Source organism: Streptomyces griseoviridis (assembly GCF_005222485.1).
Taxonomy (GTDB): domain Bacteria; phylum Actinomycetota; class Actinomycetes; order Streptomycetales; family Streptomycetaceae; genus Streptomyces; species Streptomyces hintoniae.
Window position 1 is genome coordinate 5,668,570 of sequence record NZ_CP029078.1, and the last position, 23,189, is coordinate 5,691,758.

A 23,189-nucleotide genomic window follows, 5' to 3' on the forward strand; every position below is an offset into this window, starting at 1 on the left:
ATGCCGGAGCCGAGCACGCCCCCAACCGGCGCCCCACAGCCGCCGCCGTCACCGAGCCCGTTCGACGACTTCCCGCCGACCGCACCGGCCCCGCCCGCCGCGCCGCTGCGCGTCGTGGTCGCCGACGACAACCCGGTGGTCCGCGCGGGCCTCACGGCGCTGCTCTCGGGCCGCCCCGACATCGTGGTCGTCGCGGAGGCGGCTGACGGGCGTGAGGCGTGCGAGGCGGCGCGCGAACTCCGCCCGGACGTGGTGCTGTTGGACGTCAGGATGCCGGGCGTCGACGGCATCTCGGCGCTGCCGTACCTGGTGCGGATCGCGCCGGTGGTGATGCTGACGTACAGCAGGGAGTCGGAGATCGTCCGCGAGTCCCTGCGCAGGGGAGCGGGCGGCTACCTGGTCCACGGGGAGTTCACGGCGGACCAACTGATCACCGCGGTGCGGGACACCAACCACGGCGGGGCGCACTTCACGCGGACGGCGGCGGGGGCACTGCTGGCCCAGGTGCGCCAGGACGCCGACCGGGGCGCGGGACGGGAGGGCGCGGGACGGGAGGGTGCGGGGCTGCCGGAGGGCCTGGGCGGCGCCGAGGCGTCCGACGGCAACCTTGCCCAGGGGTCGATTTCTTCGCGAGAGCAACCAGCCTCACCTGCGGATGAAGTCGGCTGGCCGCAGGAACTCTCCGCGATTTCCCCTCATCTCCTTTCGCGATTGCAATCAAATGTGGGACAGTCGTCGTCAGCGGGATGGCCGGGCGGTCGTGCGGCCGTCCCCGACAGGTCGAGGTTCCCACTCAGTGCGAGGGAGGCGGAGATCATGGACCTCATCGCGTCCGGCATGAACAACCAGCAGATCGCCGCCACGTGCTTCATCAGCGAGAAGACGGTCAAGAACCACATCAACCGCATCTTCGCGAAGCTCCACAGCACCAGCCGCTCCGAGGCCGCCGCCAAGTGGCTCGGCACCGCATGGGACCAGGGGTGACCGGCGATGACCCGATCGAGTGAGGCGAGCGGCGGGGAGCGGCGGGCCGAGATCCGGGGCCGGGTCCCGGCTTGGGCCCGCGTTTGGGCCCTGGGGCCCTCTGGCGCACAGCGAAATCCGGCGTACGTTTCTGGTGTCGACGGTGGCACCGGCCGGGAGGAAGCCGGTCACGCGGGCGACACGGAGACTTGCGAGCCGACCCGCCAGCGGTCGACCGGCACCGGAGGGGAACACCATGAGCTACTGGGTCAACAGCACGGTTTCGTACCTCAAGACCCGCGCGTCCCGCAACGACAAGGGGCAGACGGCGGTCGAGTACCTCGGGATCATCGCGGTGGTCGTGGCGATCGTGCTGGCGATCACGGGGACGGACATCGGGCAGTCGATCTACGACGCCATCGTGGATCAGATCGACCAGGTCACCGGCGGCTGATGCGCGTTCGTCGCTACGACGACGCAGGGCAGGCCTTCCCCATCTACATCACGGTGGTGGGGGGCCTGCTCTTTCTCGCGTTCGCGTACCTCGCGGTCGGCCAGGCCGCTGCGACTCGCAACGGTGCCCAGACGGCAGCCGACGCGGCCGCTCTCGCGGCGGCCCAGGAGACCCGGGACCGGCTCGCCGGTGAGTGGGTGGACACGATCCTCGACCCCACGAAGTGGGGGGACCTCCTCGACGGTGACGCCGCCGTCCTGGACGGGTGCCCACGCGCATACCAGCTCGCGGAGGACAACAGCTCGCATGTCCTCGATTGCGCCCCGCGGTTGGTGGATCTGAGCTACACAGTTCAGGTCCAGACGAACGACCCCGTCGGCGACACCATCGTTCCCGGCACGGAGGACACCTACGCCAAGGCGTCGGCCAAGGCCGTGATCGAGCCGCTCTGCACGTTCGAGCCGCCCATCGAGGGCGGCGGCGACGCCGGTGACCCGGGTGACCCCGCCGACACCGTGTTGCCGAAGCTCACCTGCAAGGACAGGAACTGGGACCTGGACCCGGACGACCTCACCCGTCTCCCGGAGCCCAAGGACCTCTTCGACGTCCACCTGGCCGACTGACAAGCGAACGATGAGTGAAGAAGGAAGCGAGCGGAGTCATGAGCATTCGGTTCACTGGGAAGGCCCGCAGGGGGATGGTCGCGTTGACCGTTGCGGCCGGACTGGCCGTCGGCGTGACCGGCTGCGGCGGGGGAGGGGACGACGCGAAGAAGCCGAACGCCTCCACCTCGGCTTCCTCGAACGGCGGGTCGGGACCGAGCGCGCAGGAAGGTACCGACGAGACTCTGGCGGAGCTGAAGGGCGAGGACGGCCTGCTCCTCCAGATCACCTCGGCCAGGAGGGACGCCGGCGGCTTCGTCACCGTCAGCGGTGAGCTGAAGAACGACGGCGCCCAGCCGGTCCGGCTGTCGGTGCGGGCCGCGGGTGACGAGACCGAGATCATCAGGCACGGTTCGTCGTTGGGCGGGGCGACTCTCGTGGACCCCGAGGGGAAGAAGCGCTACTACGTGCTGCGTGACACGGACGGCCGCCCGCTGACGACGACCGGTATGCCCCGGATCAAGGCGGGCGACTCCATTCCGGTCTTCATGCAGTTCCCGGCGCCGCCGACCGACACCACCGATGTCACCTTCCAACTGCCGACGTTCGCCGCCGCGACCATCAAGATCTCCGGGTGAGGCGACGATGATCCACACCCGAACCCGAACCAGGACACCGAGCCTCGCGCTGACCCTCACGGCGGCCTCCGTCCTGCTCGCCGCCAACCTCCTCGGCGCCACCACCGCCCGCGCCGACGACAACCCCAGCGTTCCGCCCGGCACCGAGGCCAACGCCGCCGCGCCCGTCAAGGTCGACCCCAACGACCCCGACCTGAAGCTCCCCGAAGGCGCCACCCTCGCCGACCCGAAGGTCCTCGACATCAAGTCCGTCGTGGAGGACCAGAGCGGCGACGAACGCCGCGAGGACACCAACTCGGACGTCAAGTTCGCCCTTCAGGCCGAGGTGCTCTTCAGCAAGGACAGCGCGAAGCTCAGCGGCGAGGCGAAGTCCCGGATCTCCGGGATCGCCGACGAGATCAAGAACCAGAACGCCACGAAGATCCGCGTCTTCGGTTTCACCGACAACCTCGGCTCCTCCGCCCACGGCGACGTCCTGTCCCGGCAGCGCGCCAACGCCGTACAGGACGTCCTGGCACAGGAGTTGAACAACCCCGACGTCACCTTCGAGGTCCGCGGCTACGGCGAGCAGTACCCGATCGCCGACAACTCGACGGAGGCGGGCCGCAAGAAGAACCGCCGGGTCGAGGTGTCCTTCCCCCGCACGGACAGCTGACGCCGCACCGGCCCCCTGCCTGCCGCCCCGTGGCGGCTGACGGCAGGGGGCCGTGCGGGCGCTCAAGGGATGCCTGGCGCCTGACGGCACCTACGGGCCCCGCCCCTCCCGCTACGGACGCCCCTCACCCGCCACAAGCACCTCGACCCGGACCCCCGCCCGGAGCCCCCACCCCGCCATCGCCCCGGCCTCGGCCTCCAGCACATGCCGTGAGCGCAGCCGGGGCATCCCCAACCGGCCCGGCTTCATGGTCCGCACGGCGACGACCCGCAACGTCCGGTCGAGGTAGGCGACATCGATGGGCATGCGCATCCGGAACGTGTGCACACTGCCGGCCGGCGACAGCAGCATCGCGCCGTCGATCGAGTCGCGTCCCAACAGCCCCTTGATGCGGGCCCGGTACGAGGTCGCCAGCTCCAACGGGACGGCGGTGCCGCCCGGTTCGGGTACGACCAACGTCCCGCGCCCGTCACGCCATCGACGCCCCATCCCGAACCTCCCACGGTCGTCCGGGGGCGAACGTATCGGCTCGCGCCCGGCCGTTCACCCCGTCCGGCGACCGCACGTGACGCAACCGTGACCCCGTGGTGGGAACCAGGGGTGGCCGTTTTGGACTCATACGCTCCATCCGTAGTCAAGCATCACCCTGGTGCCACCGCACGCCGCTGGATAGCGTTACTTCGCTTGCGAGAATTCCGACCCGTCCAGGAGCCGACAGTGAACCGCCGCCCTACCGTGCTAGCAGCGATCACCTTGACCACCGTCACGGCCCTGTGCCTGTCTGCATGCGGAAACGACAACGACGACAAGGCCGGCGACTCCAACGGGAAGATCGCGGGCGCCCAGACCGACAAGGAGACGTCGGCGTCGCCGGAGACGTCGCCGTCCGCGGTCTCAGGGCGACCGAAGATCGAGCTGCCGTCGGACGTCAAGCGGGTCTTCGAGGGCGGGAAGACCGGTGACACGGTGAAGGACGCCGTCCTCGCCGACAGCGCGGACCGCATGGGAGCGATCGACGCCGCGATCACCGGGACGGACCCCAAGGGTGAGGCTCTCGCCTACTACAACACCGGTAAGGCGCTGGAGTCGGCGCTGTCCTGGGTGGCCCAGTGGAAGAAGGCCAACGCCACACTGACCGGTGAAACGCGCTATTACGACCGCGAGGTGACGCTCAAGGGCAAGACGTCGGCGGTTGTCATCTTCTGCGCGGACGAGAGCAAGGGCTTCAGCAAGGACAAGACGACCGGCAAGGTCGCGAAGACACCGGTCACCAAGAACAGCTACGTCCTCTACAACACCAGGCTGGACAAGAACCCGGATGGAGTCTGGCAGACCTCCCAGGTCATCGCCACGAGGGGAGCCGCACGATGCCAGCCGTAGCCGGAATCTCACGGTGCTCCGCACTTCTTCTGGCGGGTGCCTTGGTGGTTGCCTCCAGCTCCCCGGTCTGGGCCGACAACGTACCCGGCGGCGTGGGCCAGCCCACCGAGACTCCGGTGAAGGGCGACGCCGCCGACGACAAGATCAGTGCGACCGCGGGCGCCGTGGTCTTCGACCGGTCCCGAAACGGCTCGGGTCCGAAAGCGGGCGCGGTCACCTCCGCGTCGACCTGGACGCCGCCCGCCTGCTATTACGCCCCCAAATACTCCCCCGGCCAGCTCGAGAAGTATCTGACACCGATCTGGGAAGCCGGCTCGACCGGCTACGAGTGGGATGCCGAACAGCGTGACCGCTACGTGAACGGCAAGCCGTACAAGGACTTCAACAAGGACAAAGCGGGCGACGGCTACTGGTGGGACTCCTACGTCACACCGGGCCGAGAGGGCGACCCCGGGGCGACCGAGTGCGACAAACGCATCTTCTGGGTCGACACCAACGACGACCCGCCCGCCGACATCCCGCAGGCCATCACCCCGCAGATGCTCGCCCAACTCGCCTACGCCGAGATCCGCGTCCCGTCCACTCAGGTCGACATCGCACCGCAGAACGCCACCAAGGTGAACCTGCCGACCTGGACGTGGCTGGACGGTGCGCAGTTCAAGCCGGTGTCGGTCACGGCGAGTGTGCCGTTGCTCGGCATCACGGCCACGACGACCGCGGAGCCGGTCTCCGTGAAGATCGACCCGGGTACGGGCGACGCCCAGACGTATCCCGCGTCCGGCGTGTGCGGGTTGCGCAACGGCCACATCGGCGAGCCCTACGCCAAGGGCAAGGCGTCCCGGACCCCGCCCTGCGGGGTGAAGTACCTGCGCTCCTCGGGCGACGGTTCCTTCCCCCTCCGGGCCACCGTCACCTGGAAGATCCACTGGACCGGCACCGGCGGAGCGGGCGGCGACCTGCCCGACGGGACCTTCGGCGCCACCCAGGACGTCGTCGTGCAGGAGATCCAGGCGGTCAACCGCTGAGCGGGACCCGCGGCGCGGTAGGAACCCGGCCCGCCGGGTAGGGACACCCCCATGACTGGACTCGGCGCCGTGTTCCGCCCTCAACTGCCCCCCGAAAGACTCCGTTCCGTCGTCCGGCTGGCCGACGAGTCAGGACTCGACCAGCTCTGGCTGTGGGAGGACTGCTTCCGCGAGGGCGGCATCTCCACCGCCGCCGCGGCCCTCGCCTGGACCGAGCGGGTCAGGATCGGCGTGGGACTGCTCCCGGTGCCGTTGCGCAACGTCGCCCTCACCGCCATGGAGGCCGCCTCCCTGCACCGGATGTTCCCCGGGCGCCCGATCCTCGCCGTCGGCCACGGCGTCCAGGACTGGATGGGGCAGGTCGGCGCGCGCGTCGAGTCCCCCGTCACCCTGCTGCGGGAGCATCTCGGCGCGCTGCGCGCCCTGTTGGCCGGTGAGCGGCTCACCCGCGACGGCCGGTACGTGCGCCTCGACGACGTCGCGCTCGACTGGCCGCCCGCCGCCGCGGTCCCCGTCCTCGCCGGCGCCACCGGGCCCCGTTCGCTGCGGCTGGCCGGTGAGGCGGCCGACGGCACCGTCCTCACCTCGTCGACGTCCCCGGACGGCGTCCGCGCGGCACGGCTGCTCATCGACGAGGGGCGCACGTCGGCGGGACGGGCCGCCGACCCGCACGAGGTCGTCGTCTACCTGCTCGCCGCGACCGGTCCCGACGCCGCCGCCCGGCTGCGGACCGAACTGGCGGCCGAGGGACTCGCATCGGTCCCCGACCTCGGGGTCGCCGGGGACGCGGACGCCGTCGCCAAGGCCGTCCAGCGGCTCGCGGACGCCGGCGCCGACACCGTCGTCCTCCAGTCGACGGGGGACGAACCCGACCCCGAGGGTTTCGTCCGTTTCGCCGCGGAGCAGGTCAGGCCGCTGCTGCCGTGACCGCGAGGGGTCCCGGGACGCGACCGAGCCCCGGGACCCCCGCCCTCACCCCTGGCCCCGGCCTCCCGCCGCGAAATCCGGTTGTCCGTCGTGGCCTCGGCGGATCTCATGGGGCTCATGGGTCCCATGGTTCACAACGGCGGGTCCGAGTCGCCCGGCGACGACGGCTCAGCCTCCGCCCGCACTCCCGCCCGCACCCCTCGTCGCGCTCCCCGTTCCTTCGACGACCTCGTCACCGAAGGCGCCGCCGTTCCCACCGACGGCTGGGACTTCTCCTGGTTCGAGGGGCGGGCCGCCGAGGCCCGGCCCTCCTGGGGTTACGCCAGGGCCATGGCCGGGCGGCTCGCCCGCGCCGACGCCGTGCTCGACGTGCAGACCGGGGGAGGGGAGGTCCTCGCCGAAGCACTTACGCACACCGCCGCCCCCGGCCCGACCGCCACCCCCACCACCGCGCCCGCACCGAACCCCGTCCCCTCCGCCCCCGGCCCGACCGCCCCGCGCACCCCCTCCACCCTTGCCGCCCCCGCCCCCGCCCTCGTCGTCGCCACCGAGGGCTGGGGTCCGAACGTCCGGCGGGCCACCCGGCTGCTCGGGCCGCTCGGGGTCGCCGTCGTCGCCTCCCCGGAGGACGCCCCGCTGCCGTTCGCCGACGGGGCGTTCGACCTGGTCGTGAGCCGGCATCCGGTGCGCCCGCACTGGGACGAGATCGCCCGGGTGCTGCGTCCCGGCGGCCGTTACTTCGCGCAGCACGTCGGGCCGGCCAGCGTCTTCGAGCTGGTGGAGTTCTTCCTCGGCCCGCAGCCCGACGCCGTCCGCTCCGCCCGCCACCCCGACCGGGAGCGGGCCGACGCCGAGGCGGCCGGTCTCGACGTCGTCGAGCTGCGGGCCGAGCGACTGCGGATGGAGTTCCACGACATCGGGGCCGTCGTCCATTTCCTGCGGAAGGTCGTCTGGATGGTCCCCGGGTTCACCGTGACGGAGTACGAGGAGCGGCTGCGCGCCCTGCACGCGCGGATCGAGTCCGACGGGCCGTTCGTCGCGCACAGCACCCGCCACCTCTTCGACGCGCGCAAGCCCTGACGCCGGTTCCCCGGGCCCGACGGCGCTCCCGCGGCGCGTCGCGACGCGCTGGACTCCGTTCGCCTCGCATGCGCATGCGACGCGCTGGACCCCGTTCCGCCTCGCACGCGCAGGCCGCCCCGGAGTTTCCGCATCGTTATCGAGGTGATCTCGCTTCCCCGGCGTGTCTGACGTAACTTCACTCCCAGGCAATTCGCGTGAGCAAAGCCGCGCGGACGGCACCGCGCGGTGGAGGGGGCCGCGCGGCGCCCCGGCCCCCCGCGAAGGCCGGAGCCAGGCCGAGTCGGACCCCGCCCCGGCCCGCTCCGCCCCGTCCCCGCCGCCCGGCCCCGCGTGTCGTCGTGTCACCCGAGTGGGGGATGCCGCGCCCGGATCGCCACCCGGAGCGGATTCCGCACCAGACCCCCATGATCTCCATGGGTTCCCCCCAACTGCCCTGGAAATGCACCGCGTTTCGGCCAGGGGCAAGCCGTGCGGAGGCCACTCCTGAACACTTCGGGAGTCGCCGCGCGATTCCGGAGAGTAGTTGTGGCACGCCGATGCGCGCGACTTCCCTCACGAAGGGTTATGGTGGAAACCCCCCCTCGGGCCGGTCCGTCTCCCCCCCACGGACCGGCCCGTTTTTCTTGCCCGGGTGCCGCCGCCGCTCCCCGGCCGCCTCGCCCGTCCGGCGCCGTCGCCCGTTGGCCGTCCAGCCGCCCGGCGGGGGTAGGCTTCGCCCCCGGGGAACCGTCGTACGGAAGACCCCGGACCGCCAACGGACAGGGCCCGCCCTCGGCCGAGTGCCGAGCCCGGGTCGCGCCTGTCCGATCCCTACGGAGGGGCTGACAATCACGTGAACCTGCGCGACAAGCTGCGTGGCCTGTTGGTCAGGCTGTACGCACGCCGGGTGGAAGGCCACCTGGACCACGCTCAGGTGCCCAAGCACATCGGCGTCATCATGGACGGCAACCGCCGCTGGGCGAAGGCCGCGGGTTCGAGCACGGTGCACGGTCACCGCGTCGGCGCCGAGAAGATCGAGGAATTCCTCGGCTGGTGCACCGAGACGGACGTCGAGGTCGTCACGCTCTGGCTGCTGTCGACGGACAACTTCGACCGGCCCCAGGACGAACTCGGCCCGCTCCTCGGCATCATCGAGGACGTCGTGCGCACCCTCGCCGCCGACGGCCGCTGGCGCGTGCACCACGTCGGCACCTCCGACCGGCTGCCCGCCCAGATGCGGATCGCGCTGAAGGAGGCGGCGGAGTCCACCGCCCACGTCGACGGCATAGTCGTCAACGTCGCCATCGGCTACGGCGGCCGGCAGGAGATCGCCGACGCCGTGCGCTCCATGATCCAGGACGCCGCCGACAAGGGCACCTCGATGGAGGAGCTCGCCGACGCCGTCGACGTCGACATGATCGGCCGCCACCTCTACACCAAGGCGCAGCCCGACCCCGATCTGGTGATCCGGACCAGCGGCGAGCAGCGACTGTCCGGTTTCATGCTGTGGCAGACCGCTCACTCGGAGTACTACTTCTGTGAGGTCTTCTGGCCGGCCTTCCGCAAGGTCGACTTCCTGCGCGCCCTGCGCGACTACGCGGCGCGACACCGCCGCTACGGAGGCTGACGGGAACGCCCCGTATACCCCTTCGGCAGCGGAAGTAACAAGGAGTTCACCAGCACGCCGCCCTGTGCTGTGGCATGGTCACGCGCGTTCGAGGGCATAACCCTGGCAGGTCGACGCCCGAACCACGGGTGTCGGATCTCAGCGGACGGCACGGGGCCGTCCGCCCGGGAGGCCCTTTGCACCAGCCCGACCGTGCGTCGGCACGGAAGAAGCAGTGGAGGGCCGGTCCCCGGCCCGTGCGAGGCGGCCGTCGACCGGTCGGGATCCGTCCCGCCCAGCCGGACCCGGCACTCCACTCCGTCGCTCCCCGACCTCATCCGAGGGGGTACGTCCTTCCGTGGTGACCAGCGCAAAGCGCCACAAGACCGACCGGCGCACCTATGTTCTCGACACCAGCGTCCTGCTGGCCGATCCCAACGCCCTGACCCGGTTCGAGGAGCACGAAGTGGTGCTCCCGATCGTCGTGGTCACAGAGCTGGAGGCCAAGCGGCACCATCCCGAACTCGGCTACTTCGCCCGGCAGGCGCTCAGGCTGCTCGACGACTACCGGGTGCGCTACGGGCGCCTCGACGCGCCCATCCCGATCGGGGAGCTGGGCGGGACGGTCCGTGTCGAGCTCAACCACTCGGACCCCAGCGTGCTGCCCAGCGGCTACCGCCTGGGGGACAACGACTCCCGCATCCTCGCGGTCGCCCGCAACCTCCAGGCGGAGGGCTTCGACGTCACCGTCGTGTCGAAGGACCTCCCGCTGCGGATCAAGGCGTCCTCGGTCGGCCTGCTGGCCGAGGAGTACCGCGCCGAACTCGCCATCACGGAGAACTCCGGCTGGACGGGCATGTCCGAACTGACGCTCCCGGGCGAACAGGTCGACATCCTCTTCGAGGAAGGCCAGGTGCAGTTGCCGGAGGCCGCGGACCTCCCCGTGCACACCGGGCTGACCATCCAGTCCGAGCGCGGCAAGGCGCTCGGCCGGGTCACCCCCGAGGGCGGCATCCGGCTGGTGCGCGGCGACCGCGAGGCGTTCGGCATCAAGGGCCGCAGCGCCGAGCAGCGCATCGCGCTCGACCTGCTCCTCGACCCGGACATCGGGATCGTGTCGATGGGCGGCCGGGCCGGCACCGGAAAGTCGGCGCTGGCGCTCTGCGCGGGCCTCGAAGCGGTCCTGGAGCGCCGTCAGCACAAGAAGGTGATGGTCTTCCGGCCGCTGTACGCGGTGGGTGGGCAGGATCTGGGCTATCTGCCCGGCTCCGAGGCCGAGAAGATGAGCCCCTGGGCGCAGGCGGTCTTCGACACGCTGTCCGCGGTCACCAGCCGCGAGGTCATCGAGGAGGTCACCGCCCGCGGGATGCTGGAGGTGCTGCCGCTCACCCACATCCGCGGACGCTCGCTGCACGACGCGTTCGTCATCGTGGACGAGGCGCAGTCGCTGGAACGGAACGTCCTGCTGACCGTGCTCTCCCGGATCGGCGCCAACTCGCGGGTGGTCCTCACCCACGACGTGGCGCAGCGCGACAACCTCCGGGTCGGCCGGTACGACGGAGTCGTCGCCGTCGTCGAGAAGCTGAAGGGGCATCCGCTCTTCGCGCACGTCACCCTGACCAGGTCCGAGAGGTCCCAGATCGCCGCCCTTGTGACCGAAATGCTGGAGGACGTGCAGATCTGACAGGCACCGCCCAATAAGGGCCGGTTACCCGACGGTTGGCGCCGTCCGGCAAAGGCAGTGAGCCTAGCCGGGCGGCGTCTTCGCGCGTGAGCGTTTCTCGAAATGCCGTGGGCCAAACGGGCTGTGAGCTTTCACACTCAACTCGGAATTGCCTCCCGGTGTTGCCGTACGGCAGAGTCTCCTTCCTGTCAGGCCCCGCATACGACACACAGGTAACCCTGGGGATGCCCCGCACCGGCACGGCGCGGAGAGGTACGGCATCCCCACGCACCACCGCCAACTCCACAGCGTCGTCGTATGCCGCCCGAGCACCACGCGGCGCTCCCGTCACGGGAGTTGCCCACCGGGTCCGCGCCTCCCGTGACCCCGCAGTACGGAGGCCAGCGCCAGGGGCACGATTGCGTCCGCCACGGTCACCGAAGCGGGCGATGCTGGAAGGAAACCGTGTGAGCCGGATTTCGGTCCGGGGATTCGCAGTGGCCTCGGCCACCGCGGTCACCGCTGTCGGAAGCGTCGTCGGTGTTGCCTCGGGCAGCGTCGCGCAGAACAACGACGCCGAGGCAACGGCTGCCGACGCCACGCTCCTCGCGGACATACCCGCGGGTCAGCAGGCCCAGGTGCAGACCGCGTCCCTGACGCAGCAGGCCGAGACACAGGCCATCGCGGCGGACGCCTCCGCCAAGAAGGACGCGGAGGAAGCGGCCCGCAAGGAAGCCGCCAAGACCGCGGTCGCGAAGAAGGAGGCCGCGGAGAAGGCCGCCAAGGACGCCAAGGAGCGTGCCGAGGCCAAGGCCGCAGCCGCCCGCAACGCCACGCGTGACGCCTCCAGCTTCACCCCGCAGAGCTCGTACACCGTGGCCCAGATCCAGGCGATGGCCCGTCAGATGGTGCCGAGCAGCCAGTTCCAGTGCTTCAGCAACATCGTGAACCACGAGTCCAGCTGGAACATGCACGCGACCAACGCCTCCTCCGGGGCCTACGGTCTCTTCCAGGCGCTCCCCGCCTCCAAGTACTCGTCCGCCGGCTCCGACTGGCAGACCAACCCGGCCACCCAGATCAAGTGGGGCCTCAGCTACATGGACGGCCGCTACGGCAGCCCGTGCGACGCGTGGTCCTTCTGGCAGGCGAACAACTGGTACTAGTACCGGCGGCCGCTCTCCCGCGGCCCCTCATCTCCACCCCGGCAGCCCCTCCCCGTCCTAGGGGGAGGGGCTGCCGCCCTGTACGGTCGGACACGCAACGGCTCCGGGGGGAGTGGCGGGGAAAGACGGGGGAAGAGGACGCATCATGTCGAGAGTGCCAGGGTGGCTCGGTCAGGTCGGCAACCGACTGACCGAGATGAGTGAACGGCTCGACGAGCGCCGCGCCGAGGCCGAGCGGGAGGACGACGAGGGCGGCACCGCCCGCCCCTCGTCGTCCCGGGGCCACGGCGGCGGAGCCAGGGAGCACGCGACCGAGGTGCTTTCCGTCGTGGTCTCCCGCCCCGACCCCGCGCACGCCGTGCCCTGGGGGGTGCGGGTCGCCGCCGAGGCCGGCTGGCGGCTGCTCGTGCTCGCGGGCACCGTCTGGGTGCTGATGCGGGTCATCAGCGCCGTGCAGCTCCTGGTCCTCGCCTTCGTCGCCGCCCTGCTGATCACCGCGCTGCTCCACCCGACGGTGGCCAGGCTCTGCCGGTACGGCGTGCCGCGCGGCCTCGCCACCGCGCTCACCGCGATCTCCGGCTTCGTCGTCATGGGGCTGATCGGCTGGTTCGTGACCTGGCAGGTCATGGAGAACATCGACACCCTGTCCGACCAGATACAGGACGGCATCGACGAACTCCGCAAGTGGCTGCTGAACAGCCCCTTCCACGTCACCGACAAGCAGATCAACCAGATCGCGAAGAACCTCCGCGACGCGATCGGCGCCAACACCGACCAGATAACGTCCGCGGGCCTCGAAGGCGTCCAGGTCGTCGTCGAGGCGCTCACCGGCATCCTGCTGACGATGTTCTCCACGCTCTTCCTGCTCTACGACGGCCGGCGCATCTGGGGATGGACGCTCAAGCTGGTGCCCGCCGCGGCCCGTCCCGGTGTCGCGGGCGCCGGTCCGCGCGCCTGGCGCACGCTGACCGCCTATGTGCGCGGCACGGTCCTGGTGGCTCTCATCGACGCCATCTTCATCGGCCTCGGCATCTACTTCCTCAATGTGCCGATGGCCGTCCCGCTCGCCGTCTTCATCTTCCTGTTCTCCTTCATCCCGCTGGTCGGCGCGGTCGCCTCGGGCGCCCTCGCGGTCGTCGTGGCGCTGGTGACGCAGGGCGTGTTCACCGCGGTGATGACGCTCGTGGTGGTCCTCGCGGTGCAGCAGATCGAGGGCCATGTGCTCCAGCCGTTCATCCTGGGCCGCGCGGTCCGCGTCCACCCGCTCGCCGTGGTGCTCTCGGTGGCGGGCGGCGGCATGATCGCGGGCATCGGCGGCGCGGTGGTCGCGGTGCCGCTGGTGGCGGTCACCAACACGGTGGTCGGCTATCTGCGGGCGTACGCCCACGACCAGAGTGTCGCCGACGCGGCGGGCCGTCAGCCCGCGGTGCCCGCGACGGCCGGCTCGGCCCCGCCCGACACCCCCGCGGGCGCCAGCCCGGCCCCCGCCGACACCCCCGCCGACGGCACCCCCACCGGCACGCCGGACGGCGGTGACCGCGACGGCGGTCAGGGCGACGGCGGCACGGGGGCCGGCGGCAAGGGGGCTGGCGGCACGGGAGGCCCGTCGTAGGAGTCGGGCGCGTACGCGGGGCCGCCCCGGCGGGCTCGTGGCGCGCCTCGCGCCTCGCATCGCGCATCTCGCACCGCGCGCCTCGCACCGCGCGCCTCGCACATCCCCGCCCCGGCCCGCGACCGGACCCGCCGCCCCCGAGCCGCTCGGCGCCCTCGCCGAGCCTGGCCCCGCCCCGCCCCGTCCGGTCGCGGCTCCGCCGACATCCGAGCGGGTCCCTCCCCGGGGTGGGGGAGGGGCCCGATTCCCGTGTCACCGGGCGCTACTCGGTGCGCAGCCCGTCCGGCCGCATCAGCTTGAGCAGCGGCGGCACGCTGAACAGGGTCACCCCCATGACGATCGCCGCGCCGAAGCCGGTCATCGCCAGCACCCCGGTCCAGTCGATCCGCACCTGCGCGCCGACCATCTTCAGCAGCACCGTGCCCAGCGTCAGCCCGACCGCGCAGGCGAGCACGAGACCGAGCCCCACCGGCACCGCCGACTGCCACAGCACCGACATGCCGAGCGTGCGCCGCCGGGTGCCGAAGGCGACCAGCGACGACAGCAGCTTCCTGCGCTCCCGCAGCTGTTCGAGCTGCCCCACCAGGAGGCTCGCGCCGATCAGCGCCAGCACGCAGGCCGCGCCCACGAACAGCCCGGTGCGCAGCGAACGGAACTCCGCCGTGCGCTCCTTGGAGACCAGCGTCTCCGGGGTCAGCAGGACGTCGATCCCGGCGGCCGTGTTGCGCACCTGCTCCTGGGCGTCCGCCGCGCCCGGGACGAGGGACAGGTAGACCACCCCGCGGATCCCGGCCTCGGCGCCGCTCGGCACGGCGCTCCTGGTGAGCAGGAACCCGCTGCGCTCCGCGCCGGTCGGGTCCACCCGGGTCCGCGCCTGCTTCAGCTCCTTCGGCAGCCGCCAGGCGGCCGGGGCGACCTGGTCGTCGCTCCCCCACGACGGGTTCAGGTAGAGCCGCTTCCGCGACTTCAGAAGCGTCCGGGTATCGGTCTGGTCCGCGGTGTCCGCCACGTAGAAGACGTCACCCTCGCGGCAGGACGGCAGGACGGCCACCTCGCGCAGCGACGCGCAGTCGCCGACGCTCACCTGCGCGCTGTGCTTCGGCTCGACGCGCCCGTCGCCTACCTCGGCGTCGGCGACCGAGACGACCTTGCGCACGCCCTCGGTGTCGCGCATGGCGTCGGCGATCCTGGTCACCGGCGCCGAGTCCGTGACCTTGATCTGCATCTGCGCGCGGGTCAGGTCGTTGGTGGTCCACTTGCTGTACTGGGCGTCCACCCCGGCGAACAGCATCTGGAGGGCGATCGCGCCGGCCACCGCCACCGCGATGCCGTTGACCATCCTGGCCGCCGAACCGCCGCTCAACTGGAGCTTGCGGACGGCCAGTTGCCAGGAGACGGCGCCATGGCCGAGGCGGCCGACGACGGTCTCCACGAACCACGGCAGCAGCGCGGTGACCCCGACGAGCAGCAGTAGGACGCCGATCACGACCAGGTACTGGTTGAAGTCCCCACCGCCTTCCCCCTTGCCGATCATCGGGGCGAGCGCCGCGAGACCAGCCACCGGCAGCAGCAGCCGCCACCACAGCCGGCGCCTGGCGGGCTTCGCCGTCCGCACCACACCGAGCGGTTCGATGACGACCCCGCGCAGCGCGAGCAGCGTCACGCCCACCGCGGCCGCCGGGACGGCCACCGCCACCAGCACCACAAGGGCGGCGGCGGGGGTCAGGTAGCTCGGGAACACGCTGATCCCGAACACCTCAACGGTGGAAGCCAGTTGACGGGCCATCAGGAAGAACCCGGCGCCGAACGCGAGGCCGAGCAGCGCCCCCGCCATCGCCTCGCCCGCCGCGATCCGGCGCACCATCCGGCTGTCGGAGCCGACCAGCCGCAGCGCGGCGAGCCTGCGGTCCCTGCGCTCGCCGCCGAAGCGCACGGCGGCGGCGATGAAGACCCCGACCGGCATCAGCAGCACCACGAACACCACCAGGATCAGGAGCGTCATCACCGGATCGCTCTCCTCGCCCCGGCTCGGGCTGCCGAAGTGGTCGATCCGGGCCACGTGCGGCGGGTCGATCCGGCTCGCCAGGTCCTCGGCGCCCGCGTAGTAGGCGAGTTCCTGCGAGCCGACCAGGCCGCTCTCCGTGATGGTGCCGCTCACCCGGTAGGGCAGCCGGGCGCGCAGCGTCGTCCCGTCGGGGGAGTCGAGCAGCTTCTTCAGCGCGGGCGAGACCACCATGTCGCCGGTGGCCGGGAACGCGTCGAGACCGGGCGGCAGCGGCGCCTTGGCGCCCTCCGGTTCCATCACCCGGCCGCGGATGTCGGCACCGCGGTACTCGGTGTCGTTGTCCGCGATCACCAGGGTGTCGTCGGCCGGCTTCGTCGCCTCGAAGATGTACGTGAAGTCCGCGCGCTGCCGCTCCCGGTCGTGCCGGACGGACAGCGCGGTCGGCAGGGTCGTGGTGAGCAGCAGCAGCGCCACCCCGAGCCCCACGCCGACGGCCGTGAGCAGCGCCCTGACCCAGCCCTCGCGCCCTCCTCCGAAGGCGAATCTGACGCCCAGGGACAGGTCCCTCGACCACTGCCGCACGTTCATACCGCGCGCTCCATGTCCCGGGACTTGCCGTCCCGCACGACGATCTCGCGGTCGGAGTAGGCGGCCACCCTGGCCTCGTGGGTCACCAGGACCACGGCGGCCCCGGTCGTCCGCGCGGCCTCGGTGAGCAGCTCCATCACGCGTTCGCCGTTGAGGGAGTCGAGGGCGCCGGTGGGTTCGTCGGCGAAGATCACCCGGGGGTCGGTGACCAGCGCGCGGGCCACCGCCACCCGCTGGCCCTGGCCGCCGGAGACCTCGCCGGGCCGCTTGTCCTTGAGGCCGTCGACCTCCAGGCGCTCCATCCAGGAGAGCGCGGCGCGCTCGGCGGTCCTGCGCGGGGTGCCGTTCAGCCGCAGCGGCAGCGCGACGTTCTCGACGCAGGTCAGCTCGGGCACCAACTGGCCGAACTGGAAGACGAACCCGAACTCCGAGCGGCGCAGCGCGCTGCGCTGGGCGTCGGTCATGGTGGCCATTTCCTGGCCGTTGTAGCGGATCGACCCGGAGTCGGGCGGGACGATCCCGGCGAGGCAGTGCAGCAGCGTCGACTTGCCCGACCCCGAGGGGCCCATGACGGCGACGACCTCGCCCGGGTGGATGGAGAACTCGGCGCCGTCGAGGGCGACCGTGGGGCCGTACGCCTTGTGCAGGTCGACGGCGGTGAGCAGGGAACCGGTCGGGTGCGTCATGCCGTCACCGCCGCGCGGAGCTTGTCGAGCCGGGCCGCGGTCAGTTCGAGCCAGCGCAGGTCGGCCTCCAGGTGGAACAGGGCGTGGTCGCAGATCAGCTGGTCGGCGAGGTCGCCCTGGCGCTTGCGCTCGGTCAGCGCGCGCATCGTGCGCAGGTGTTCGGAGCGCTGCGTGTCGAGGATGTCGGCGGCGTCGCGCCGGGTGAGCAGGGCGAGGACGACCTTGGTGTACAGGGTCGACTGGAGGTAGGGCTCCGGCGCCTCGGGGGTCGCGAGCCACCGTTCGACGTCGGTGACGCCGGCCTCGGTGATCGCGTACCGCTTGCGCTCGGGTCCGCCGCCCGCCTCTATGCCGTCGACCTCGACGAGACCGTTCTTCAGCAGGCGCGACATCGTCGAGTAGACCTGGCCGTAGTGCAGCGGCCGGTCGTGACCGAACTTCTCGTCGAAGGCCCGCTTCAGGTCGTAACCGTGTCGCGGGCCGGACTCCAGGAGCCCCAGAAGGGTGTGACCAATGGACATGGCCAGGACTCTACACAGTGTGTATACCCACGGTGTATACCCGGGGTGTCCAGTTGGCGGAGAGGGGCATGAAACCGCAGGTCAGTGGCGTTTGTCAGGGTTCGGCAACAGCCGATTCAGGCGGACGGCGATCCGGTGCCCGGGTCGCCGGGCGGGCGCCCCCTGCGGGGCAGCGGGCCCACCTCGCCCGGCAGTCGGCCGGCCTCTTTGAGGGCCCTGCGCAGCAGGAACTCGATCTGCGCGTTGGCCGACCGCAGTTCGTCGCCCGCCCACCGCGCGAGCGCGTCGTGGACCGCGGGGTCCAGCCGCAGCAGCACCTGCTTGCGCTGCTGCGGCCGGCGCTTCCCGGGCGCGGCCCCGGCGGCCCCGGCCGACTCGGGGGTCGCGGGGGCCGCGGGGATGTCGGAGGGATCCGTCACTGGTAGAGCGTCCCGGTGTTCAGGACCGGCTGCGGGGCGCGGTCGCCGCACAGCACGACCATCAGGTTCGACACCATCGCCGCCTTGCGCTCGTCGTCCAGTTCCACGATGTCCCGCTCGGAGATCCGGGCGAGCGCCGCCTCGACCATGCCGACCGCTCCCTCCACGATCTCCCGCCGGGCCGCCACGACCGCTCCGGCCTGCTGCCGCTGGAGCATCGCCGAGGCGATCTCGGGAGCGTACGCGAGGTGCGTGAAGCGCGACTCGATGATCCGCACGCCGGCCGCCTCCACGCGCGCGTGCAGTTCGACGGCGAGCTTCTCGGTGATCTCCTCGGCGTTGCCGCGCAGCGAGAGCCCGCCCTCGTCGTGGGCGTCGTAGGGGTACTCGATGGCGATGTGCCGCACGGCCGCCTCGGTCTGGGTGGAGACGAACTCCAGGAAGTCGTCGACCTCGAAGACCGCCTGCGCGGTGTCCTGGACGTTCCACACCACGACCGCGGCCAGCTCGATCGGGTTGCCGTAGGCGTCGTTGACCTTGAGGACGGCGGTCTCGTGGTTGCGCACCCGGGTGGAGATCTTGGTGCGCGAGGTGAACGGGTTCACCCAGCGCAGCCCGTCCTGCCGGATCGTCCCCCGGTAGCGCCCGAAGAGCTGGACGACCCGTGCCTCGCCCGGCGCCACCGTGTTCAGGCCGCACATCGCGATGAAGGAGGCGAGCGCGATGAGGATGCCGCCGATGATGAGCAGGGCCTTGCCGCCGGCCGAGGAGACGGCGGTGGCCGCTATGGTCACGCCGACCCCGACCAGCAGCCCGACCAGGCCGAGGAGCAGCGCGAGCCCGCCGCCGATGCTGTGCGCGGCGACCTCCCGCACGCGGGGTTCGGGCATCTCGGGTACGTCGGCGGTGGTGGTCTCCGGTGCGCTGTCGTGCACGGACATGCGGGTCCCCCGTTCGTCAGGCGCCGGGCTGTCCGCCCGGCGCCGCCTGTCTCGTTCCGCGCCTATCGCGGTTCTAGCTAACTGATATCACTTTACCCTGCCGGGCAACCCTTCACGCCTCTCGGCCGTCGGTTCCTTGGGGACGGGTGCTGATTGTCACGTCCGCAAAAGGCCGGATCACCGGACCTTTGCCATAACTGGCGGTGTTAGCTTTCTGAGCTGACCTTGGCGGCGAAGCTGTGTGACTTCTGAGCACACTTGAGCGAAGCGGAGCGGAACGGACCAATGGGACGCGCGGATGAGAGACGAGCGCGACAGCGCGGTGGCCATCGCGCGGCGCCTCCACAACCGTCCGGGACCCACGCCCCCGGCGTCGGGGGCCGGGCCGAGGCCCGGAGAGCGGCACAGGGCAAGGGCCGGAGCAAGGGCAGGGGCAAGGCCGGCAAGGACGGCAGGAGCCTGATACGCCGGATGTTCACCTGGAAGAAGGTCGTCGGGACGCTGCTCGGGCTCTGCCTGCTGGGCATGGGCGCCTTCATCGCGCTCTACATGATGATCGGCATACCCGAGGGCAACGCCGACGCCCAGCTCCAGAGCAACGTCTACAAGTACAGCGACGGCACCCTGATGACCCGCGACGGGCAGCGCAACCGCGAGGTCGTCGACCTGGCGAAGGTGCCCAAGAAGGTCCAGCTGACCTTCGTCGCCGCCGAGAACAAGACCTTCTACAAGGACGCCGGTGTCGACCTCAGGGGCACCGCGCGCGGTCTGCTCAACACGGTCGCGGGCCGGGGCGCCCAGGGCGGTTCGACGATCACCCAGCAGTACGTCAAGAACTACTACCTGACGCAGGAACAGACCGTCACCCGCAAGCTCAAGGAACTGGTCATCTCGCTGAAGCTGGACCGGGAGAAGTCCAAGGACTACATCCTGGCCGGCTACATCAACACCAGCTACTACGGCCGCGGCGCCTACGGCATCCAGGCCGCCGCGCAGGCCTACTACCGCGTCGACGCCGACGAACTCACCGTCGAGCAGGGCGCGTACCTCGCCGCGCTGCTCCAGGCGCCGAGCCAGTACGACTGGGCCTCCGCCTCCGAGACCGGTAAGAAGCTGGTGAAGGAACGCTGGAACTACGTCCTCGACAACATGGTCGAGGAGGGCTGGCTCGACCAGGGCAAGCGGACGTCGATGACGTTCCCGGTCCCCAAGGACCCGAAGGCGGCGCCCGGGATGGGCGGCCAGGTCGGCTACCTGGTCGACGCGGCCAACAACCAGCTGGCCAGGCAGCTCGTCGCGCAGGGCACGGCCGACAACGTCAACGACGCCGTGACGATGGTCAAGGCGGGCGGCTGGAACATCACGCTGAACATCGACAAGAAGCGGCAGGCCGCGCTGGAGGAGGCCGCGAAGACGCAGCTGACCAGCAAGCTCGACCCGAAGGAGCGCGACGTCGACGCGGACGTCCAGGCCGGTGCGGTGTCCGTCGACCCGAAGACCGGCGCGGTGGTCGCGCTGTACGGCGGCCAGGACTACTACAAGCACTTCCGCAGCAACGCGACCCGGGTCGACTACCAGCCGGCCTCGACCTTCAAGCCGGTCATCCTGGCCGCCGCCTTCGACGAGGCCGCGAAGACCCAGGACGGCAAGGAGATCGACGCCAACACCCTGTACGACGGCACGAGCAAGCGCCCGGTTGTCGACAACGGCGTGAAGGTCGGCTTCGCCCCGGAGAACGAGGACGACGCCAGCTACGGCGACGTCACCGTCCAGACGGCCATGAACAAGTCCGTGAACTCCGTCTTCGCGCAGATGGGCGTGGACGTCGGCATGGACAAGGTGCTCAAGGTGGCCGGCCAGATGGGCATGGACACCGCCGAGCTGAAGTCGGTGCCCGCGCAGACCCTCGGCACCATGGGCGCGAGCCCGCTCCAGATGGCGGGCGTGTACGCGACCCTCGACAACCACGGCAAGAAGGTCACACCGACCATCCTCAAGTCGGCGGAGAGCAGCACCCGCACGGTCGACCTGCCCGACCCGATCGGTAAGCAGATCATCAGCCGCGAGGCAGCCGACTCCGTCACCTCGGTGCTGACGGGCGTGGTCGACGACGGTACGGCCAAGGTGTCGGTGCGCGACAACACCGAGCGCGACGGCCGCAAGGTCGCCGGCAAGACCGGCACCTCCGACGAGAACCGCTCGGCGTGGTTCACCGGCTTCACCCCCGACCTGGTCACCTCGGTCGGCCTGTTCGGCGAGGACCACAAGACGTACGCGCAGGTCTCGATGTACAAGGCGGGCGGTGTGCCGCGCGTCAACGGCGGTGGCTTCCCGGCGCAGATCTGGGCGATGTACACCTTCGGGGTGTCGTCGAAGAACGCCCGGTTCGACCTGGACACCACGCAGGGCGCGGCGGTCCAGCCGTCCCAGGCGCCGACCCCGAGCGACACGCCGTCCCAGACGCCGAGCCAGACGCCGAGCGAGTCCCCGAGCGACACCTCGTCGCCGCCCAGCGAGACACCGTCGCAGACGCCGTCCCAGACCCCGTCCCAGACCCCGACGACCACACCCCCGTCCCAGACCCCGAGCCAGACCCCGACGGAGGAGATCCCGGACGACCCCCTGAACCCGAACAACGAGCAGTAGCGGCCCGACACGAAGGGGCGCCCGGCACAGTGCCGGGCGCCCCTCCGCGTGCCGTCCGTGATCAGCCGGCGTCGAGCTCCTTCGCCACGCGGGCGCCGAGGTCCTTGTCGACGTTCCGCCAGTACTCGATGGCACGGGCCAGCACCGGGGCCGAGACGCCGTCCTTGAGGTGGCCGGTGATGTTGGTGACCAGCCGGTCGCGGGCCGCGTCGTCCAGGACCTCGCGGACCTGGGTGCCGGCCTGGCCGAAGTCGTCGTCCTCGCTGTGCAGGGCGTACGCCTCCCGCACCATCTCGCCCGCCGCCTGCCAGCCGGCGACGTCACCGAAGCGTCCGACGTCCGCCGCCGGGCCGCCGTACGAGTTGGGCGCGTACGGGGCGCCGACCCGGGCCGGCTCGTAGCGCATCGCGCCGTCCTTGGCGTACGAGTTCACCGGGGAGTGCGGCCGGTTGGGCGGCAGCTGGGTGTAGTTCGCGCCGATGCGGTAGCGGTGCGTGTCCGGGTAGGAGAACAGCCGGCCGAGGAGCATCTTGTCCGGCGACGGGCCGATGCCAGGCACCAGGTTCGACGGCTCGAACGCGGCCTGTTCGATATGGACGAAGTAGTCCTCGGGGTTCTGGTTCAGAGTCATCCGGCCCAGCTCGATCAGCGGGTAGTCGCCGTGCGGCCACACCTTCGTCAGATCGAACGGGTTGAACCGGTAGCCGGGCGCGTCCTCGAACGGCATGACCTGCACGTACACCGTCCAGGTCGGGTGCTCGCCGCGGTCGATGGAGTCGAACAGGTCGCGCCGGTGCAGGTCGGGGTCCTCCCCGGCCAGCCGGTCGGCGTCGGCCTGGGTGAGGAACTCGATGCCCTGGTCGGTCTTGAAGTGGTACTTGACCCAGAACCGCTCCCCGCCGCCGTTCACCCACATGTAGGTGTGCGACGAGTAGCCGTTCATGTGCCGGTACGACCTCGGGATGCCCCGGTCGCCCATCAGCCACGTCACCATGTGCGCGGACTCGGGCGAGAGGGTCCAGAAGTCCCACTGCATGTCGTGGTCGCGCAGGCCGTTGTCCACCCGTCGCTTCTGCGAGCGGATGAAGTCCTGGAACTTCTGCGGGTCCCGGACGAAGAAGACCGGGGTGTTGTTGCCGACCATGTCGTAGTTGCCGTGCTCGGTGTAGAACTTCAGCGCGAAGCCGCGCGGGTCGCGCCAGGTGTCGGGCGAGCCCTGCTCACCCGCGACGGTCGAGAAGCGCGCGAGCATCTCGGTCCGTTTGCCGGGCTGGAAGAGGTCCGCCTTGGTGAACTGGCTGACGTCGTTCGTCACCTCGAAGACGCCGTAGGCGCCACTTCCCTTGGCGTGGACCACACGCTCAGGTACCCGCTCCCGGTTGAACTGCGCCATCTTCTCGATGAGGTAGTGGTCCTGGAGCAGGATCGGGCCGTCCGCCCCGACGGTGAGCGAGTGCTCGTCGCTCTCCACGGGGATGCCCGCGTTGGTCGTCGTGTACGGATCATGCCGGGGTGCCTGCGTCACGAGTGTCTCCCGTTCATCCGGAGAGGGGATCGGGTCAGGTCGTTCCGGGTACCCCAGCAGTCAACGCCTCCAACATGATGTCGGCAACTTTTGGATCGGCTCCAATTC

At 70.8% G+C, this 23,189-nt stretch carries 21 protein-coding genes; 14 read left to right on the forward strand and 7 right to left on the reverse strand.

Going from position 1 to position 23,189, the window contains the following annotated elements; genetic code table 11:
- From DDJ31_RS24605 to DDJ31_RS24625, 5 genes are all read left to right on the forward strand, one after another.
- Positions 1-984 carry a response regulator transcription factor gene (locus tag DDJ31_RS24605; protein WP_171480897.1) on the forward strand — a complete coding sequence of 328 codons (984 nt, stop codon included), beginning with the start codon at positions 1-3 and terminating at the stop codon, positions 982-984.
- A gap of 235 nt (positions 985-1,219) precedes the next feature.
- Positions 1,220-1,417, forward strand: a complete 198-nt coding sequence (locus DDJ31_RS24610; protein WP_127178204.1) for a Flp family type IVb pilin — start codon at positions 1,220-1,222, stop codon at positions 1,415-1,417.
- On the forward strand, positions 1,417-2,040 hold the full coding sequence (locus DDJ31_RS24615) for a pilus assembly protein TadG-related protein (protein ID WP_127178203.1): 624 nt from the start codon (positions 1,417-1,419) through the stop codon (positions 2,038-2,040). Before DDJ31_RS24610 ends, DDJ31_RS24615 begins: the two co-directional genes overlap by 1 nt.
- Positions 2,041-2,078: 38 nt before the next feature.
- On the forward strand, positions 2,079-2,657 hold the full coding sequence (locus DDJ31_RS24620) for a hypothetical protein (protein WP_127178202.1): 579 nt from the start codon (positions 2,079-2,081) through the stop codon (positions 2,655-2,657).
- Between the two features lie 7 nt (positions 2,658-2,664).
- Positions 2,665-3,312 carry an OmpA family protein gene (locus tag DDJ31_RS24625; protein ID WP_127178201.1) on the forward strand — a complete coding sequence of 216 codons (648 nt, stop codon included), beginning with the start codon at positions 2,665-2,667 and terminating at the stop codon, positions 3,310-3,312.
- 111 nt (positions 3,313-3,423) lie between these two features.
- Here DDJ31_RS24625 and DDJ31_RS24630 read toward each other — a convergent pair whose 3' ends face one another.
- Positions 3,424-3,801, reverse strand: coding sequence for a DUF192 domain-containing protein (locus DDJ31_RS24630; RefSeq protein ID WP_127178200.1), 378 nt, complete (start codon positions 3,799-3,801; stop codon positions 3,424-3,426).
- 264 nt (positions 3,802-4,065) lie between these two features.
- Here DDJ31_RS24630 and DDJ31_RS24635 point away from each other — a divergent pair, with 264 nt between their 5' ends.
- The 8 genes from DDJ31_RS24635 to DDJ31_RS24670 all read left to right on the forward strand — a co-directional run bounded on the left by DDJ31_RS24635 (position 4,066) and on the right by DDJ31_RS24670 (position 13,750).
- Positions 4,066-4,692, forward strand: coding sequence for a hypothetical protein (locus DDJ31_RS24635; RefSeq protein WP_240678087.1), 627 nt, complete (start codon positions 4,066-4,068; stop codon positions 4,690-4,692).
- Positions 4,680-5,717, forward strand: a complete 1,038-nt coding sequence (locus DDJ31_RS24640) for a hypothetical protein (RefSeq protein ID WP_127178198.1) — start codon at positions 4,680-4,682, stop codon at positions 5,715-5,717. Before DDJ31_RS24635 ends, DDJ31_RS24640 begins: the two co-directional genes overlap by 13 nt.
- A gap of 51 nt (positions 5,718-5,768) precedes the next feature.
- Positions 5,769-6,644: an LLM class flavin-dependent oxidoreductase gene (locus DDJ31_RS24645; RefSeq protein ID WP_127178197.1), complete on the forward strand. Its 876-nt coding sequence runs from the start codon at positions 5,769-5,771 to the stop codon at positions 6,642-6,644.
- A 117-nt stretch (positions 6,645-6,761) separates the two neighbouring features.
- Positions 6,762-7,724, forward strand: coding sequence for a methyltransferase domain-containing protein (locus tag DDJ31_RS24650; protein ID WP_240678086.1), 963 nt, complete (start codon positions 6,762-6,764; stop codon positions 7,722-7,724).
- 835 nt (positions 7,725-8,559) lie between these two features.
- Positions 8,560-9,333 carry an isoprenyl transferase gene (locus DDJ31_RS24655; protein ID WP_127178196.1) on the forward strand — a complete coding sequence of 258 codons (774 nt, stop codon included), beginning with the start codon at positions 8,560-8,562 and terminating at the stop codon, positions 9,331-9,333.
- A 337-nt stretch (positions 9,334-9,670) separates the two neighbouring features.
- Positions 9,671-10,996, forward strand: a complete 1,326-nt coding sequence (locus DDJ31_RS24660) for a PhoH family protein (protein WP_127178194.1) — start codon at positions 9,671-9,673, stop codon at positions 10,994-10,996.
- 428 nt (positions 10,997-11,424) lie between these two features.
- Complete coding sequence (locus DDJ31_RS24665; protein ID WP_127178193.1) at positions 11,425-12,138, forward strand: lytic transglycosylase domain-containing protein; 714 nt, start codon at positions 11,425-11,427, stop codon at positions 12,136-12,138.
- Positions 12,139-12,283: 145 nt separating this feature from the next.
- Positions 12,284-13,750, forward strand: a complete 1,467-nt coding sequence (locus DDJ31_RS24670; RefSeq protein ID WP_127178192.1) for an AI-2E family transporter — start codon at positions 12,284-12,286, stop codon at positions 13,748-13,750.
- 262 nt (positions 13,751-14,012) lie between these two features.
- Here the strand turns inward: DDJ31_RS24670 and DDJ31_RS24675 are convergent, their stop codons facing one another.
- The 5 genes from DDJ31_RS24675 to DDJ31_RS24695 all read right to left on the reverse strand — a co-directional run bounded on the left by DDJ31_RS24675 (position 14,013) and on the right by DDJ31_RS24695 (position 18,910).
- Complete coding sequence (locus tag DDJ31_RS24675; protein WP_127178191.1) at positions 14,013-16,343, reverse strand: ABC transporter permease; 2,331 nt, start codon at positions 16,341-16,343, stop codon at positions 14,013-14,015.
- A complete protein-coding gene (locus DDJ31_RS24680; protein WP_127178190.1) occupies positions 16,340-17,029 on the reverse strand; it encodes an ABC transporter ATP-binding protein in 690 nt (229 codons plus the stop codon). Before DDJ31_RS24680 ends, DDJ31_RS24675 begins: the two co-directional genes overlap by 4 nt.
- Positions 17,026-17,550, reverse strand: coding sequence for a PadR family transcriptional regulator (locus DDJ31_RS24685; RefSeq protein WP_127178189.1), 525 nt, complete (start codon positions 17,548-17,550; stop codon positions 17,026-17,028). Before DDJ31_RS24685 ends, DDJ31_RS24680 begins: the two co-directional genes overlap by 4 nt.
- Before the next feature lie 116 nt (positions 17,551-17,666).
- On the reverse strand, positions 17,667-17,969 hold the full coding sequence (locus tag DDJ31_RS24690; protein ID WP_127178188.1) for a hypothetical protein: 303 nt from the start codon (positions 17,967-17,969) through the stop codon (positions 17,667-17,669).
- Positions 17,966-18,910, reverse strand: a complete 945-nt coding sequence (locus tag DDJ31_RS24695; RefSeq protein WP_127178187.1) for an SPFH domain-containing protein — start codon at positions 18,908-18,910, stop codon at positions 17,966-17,968. The genes DDJ31_RS24690 and DDJ31_RS24695 overlap by 4 nt, the downstream gene beginning before the upstream one ends.
- Before the next feature lie 285 nt (positions 18,911-19,195).
- Here DDJ31_RS24695 and DDJ31_RS24700 point away from each other — a divergent pair, with 285 nt between their 5' ends.
- Positions 19,196-21,556: a transglycosylase domain-containing protein gene (locus DDJ31_RS24700; RefSeq protein WP_127178186.1), complete on the forward strand. Its 2,361-nt coding sequence runs from the start codon at positions 19,196-19,198 to the stop codon at positions 21,554-21,556.
- Between the two features lie 61 nt (positions 21,557-21,617).
- Here DDJ31_RS24700 and DDJ31_RS24705 read toward each other — a convergent pair whose 3' ends face one another.
- On the reverse strand, positions 21,618-23,081 hold the full coding sequence (locus DDJ31_RS24705; protein ID WP_127178185.1) for a catalase: 1,464 nt from the start codon (positions 23,079-23,081) through the stop codon (positions 21,618-21,620).
- Positions 23,082-23,189 lie beyond the last annotated feature (108 nt).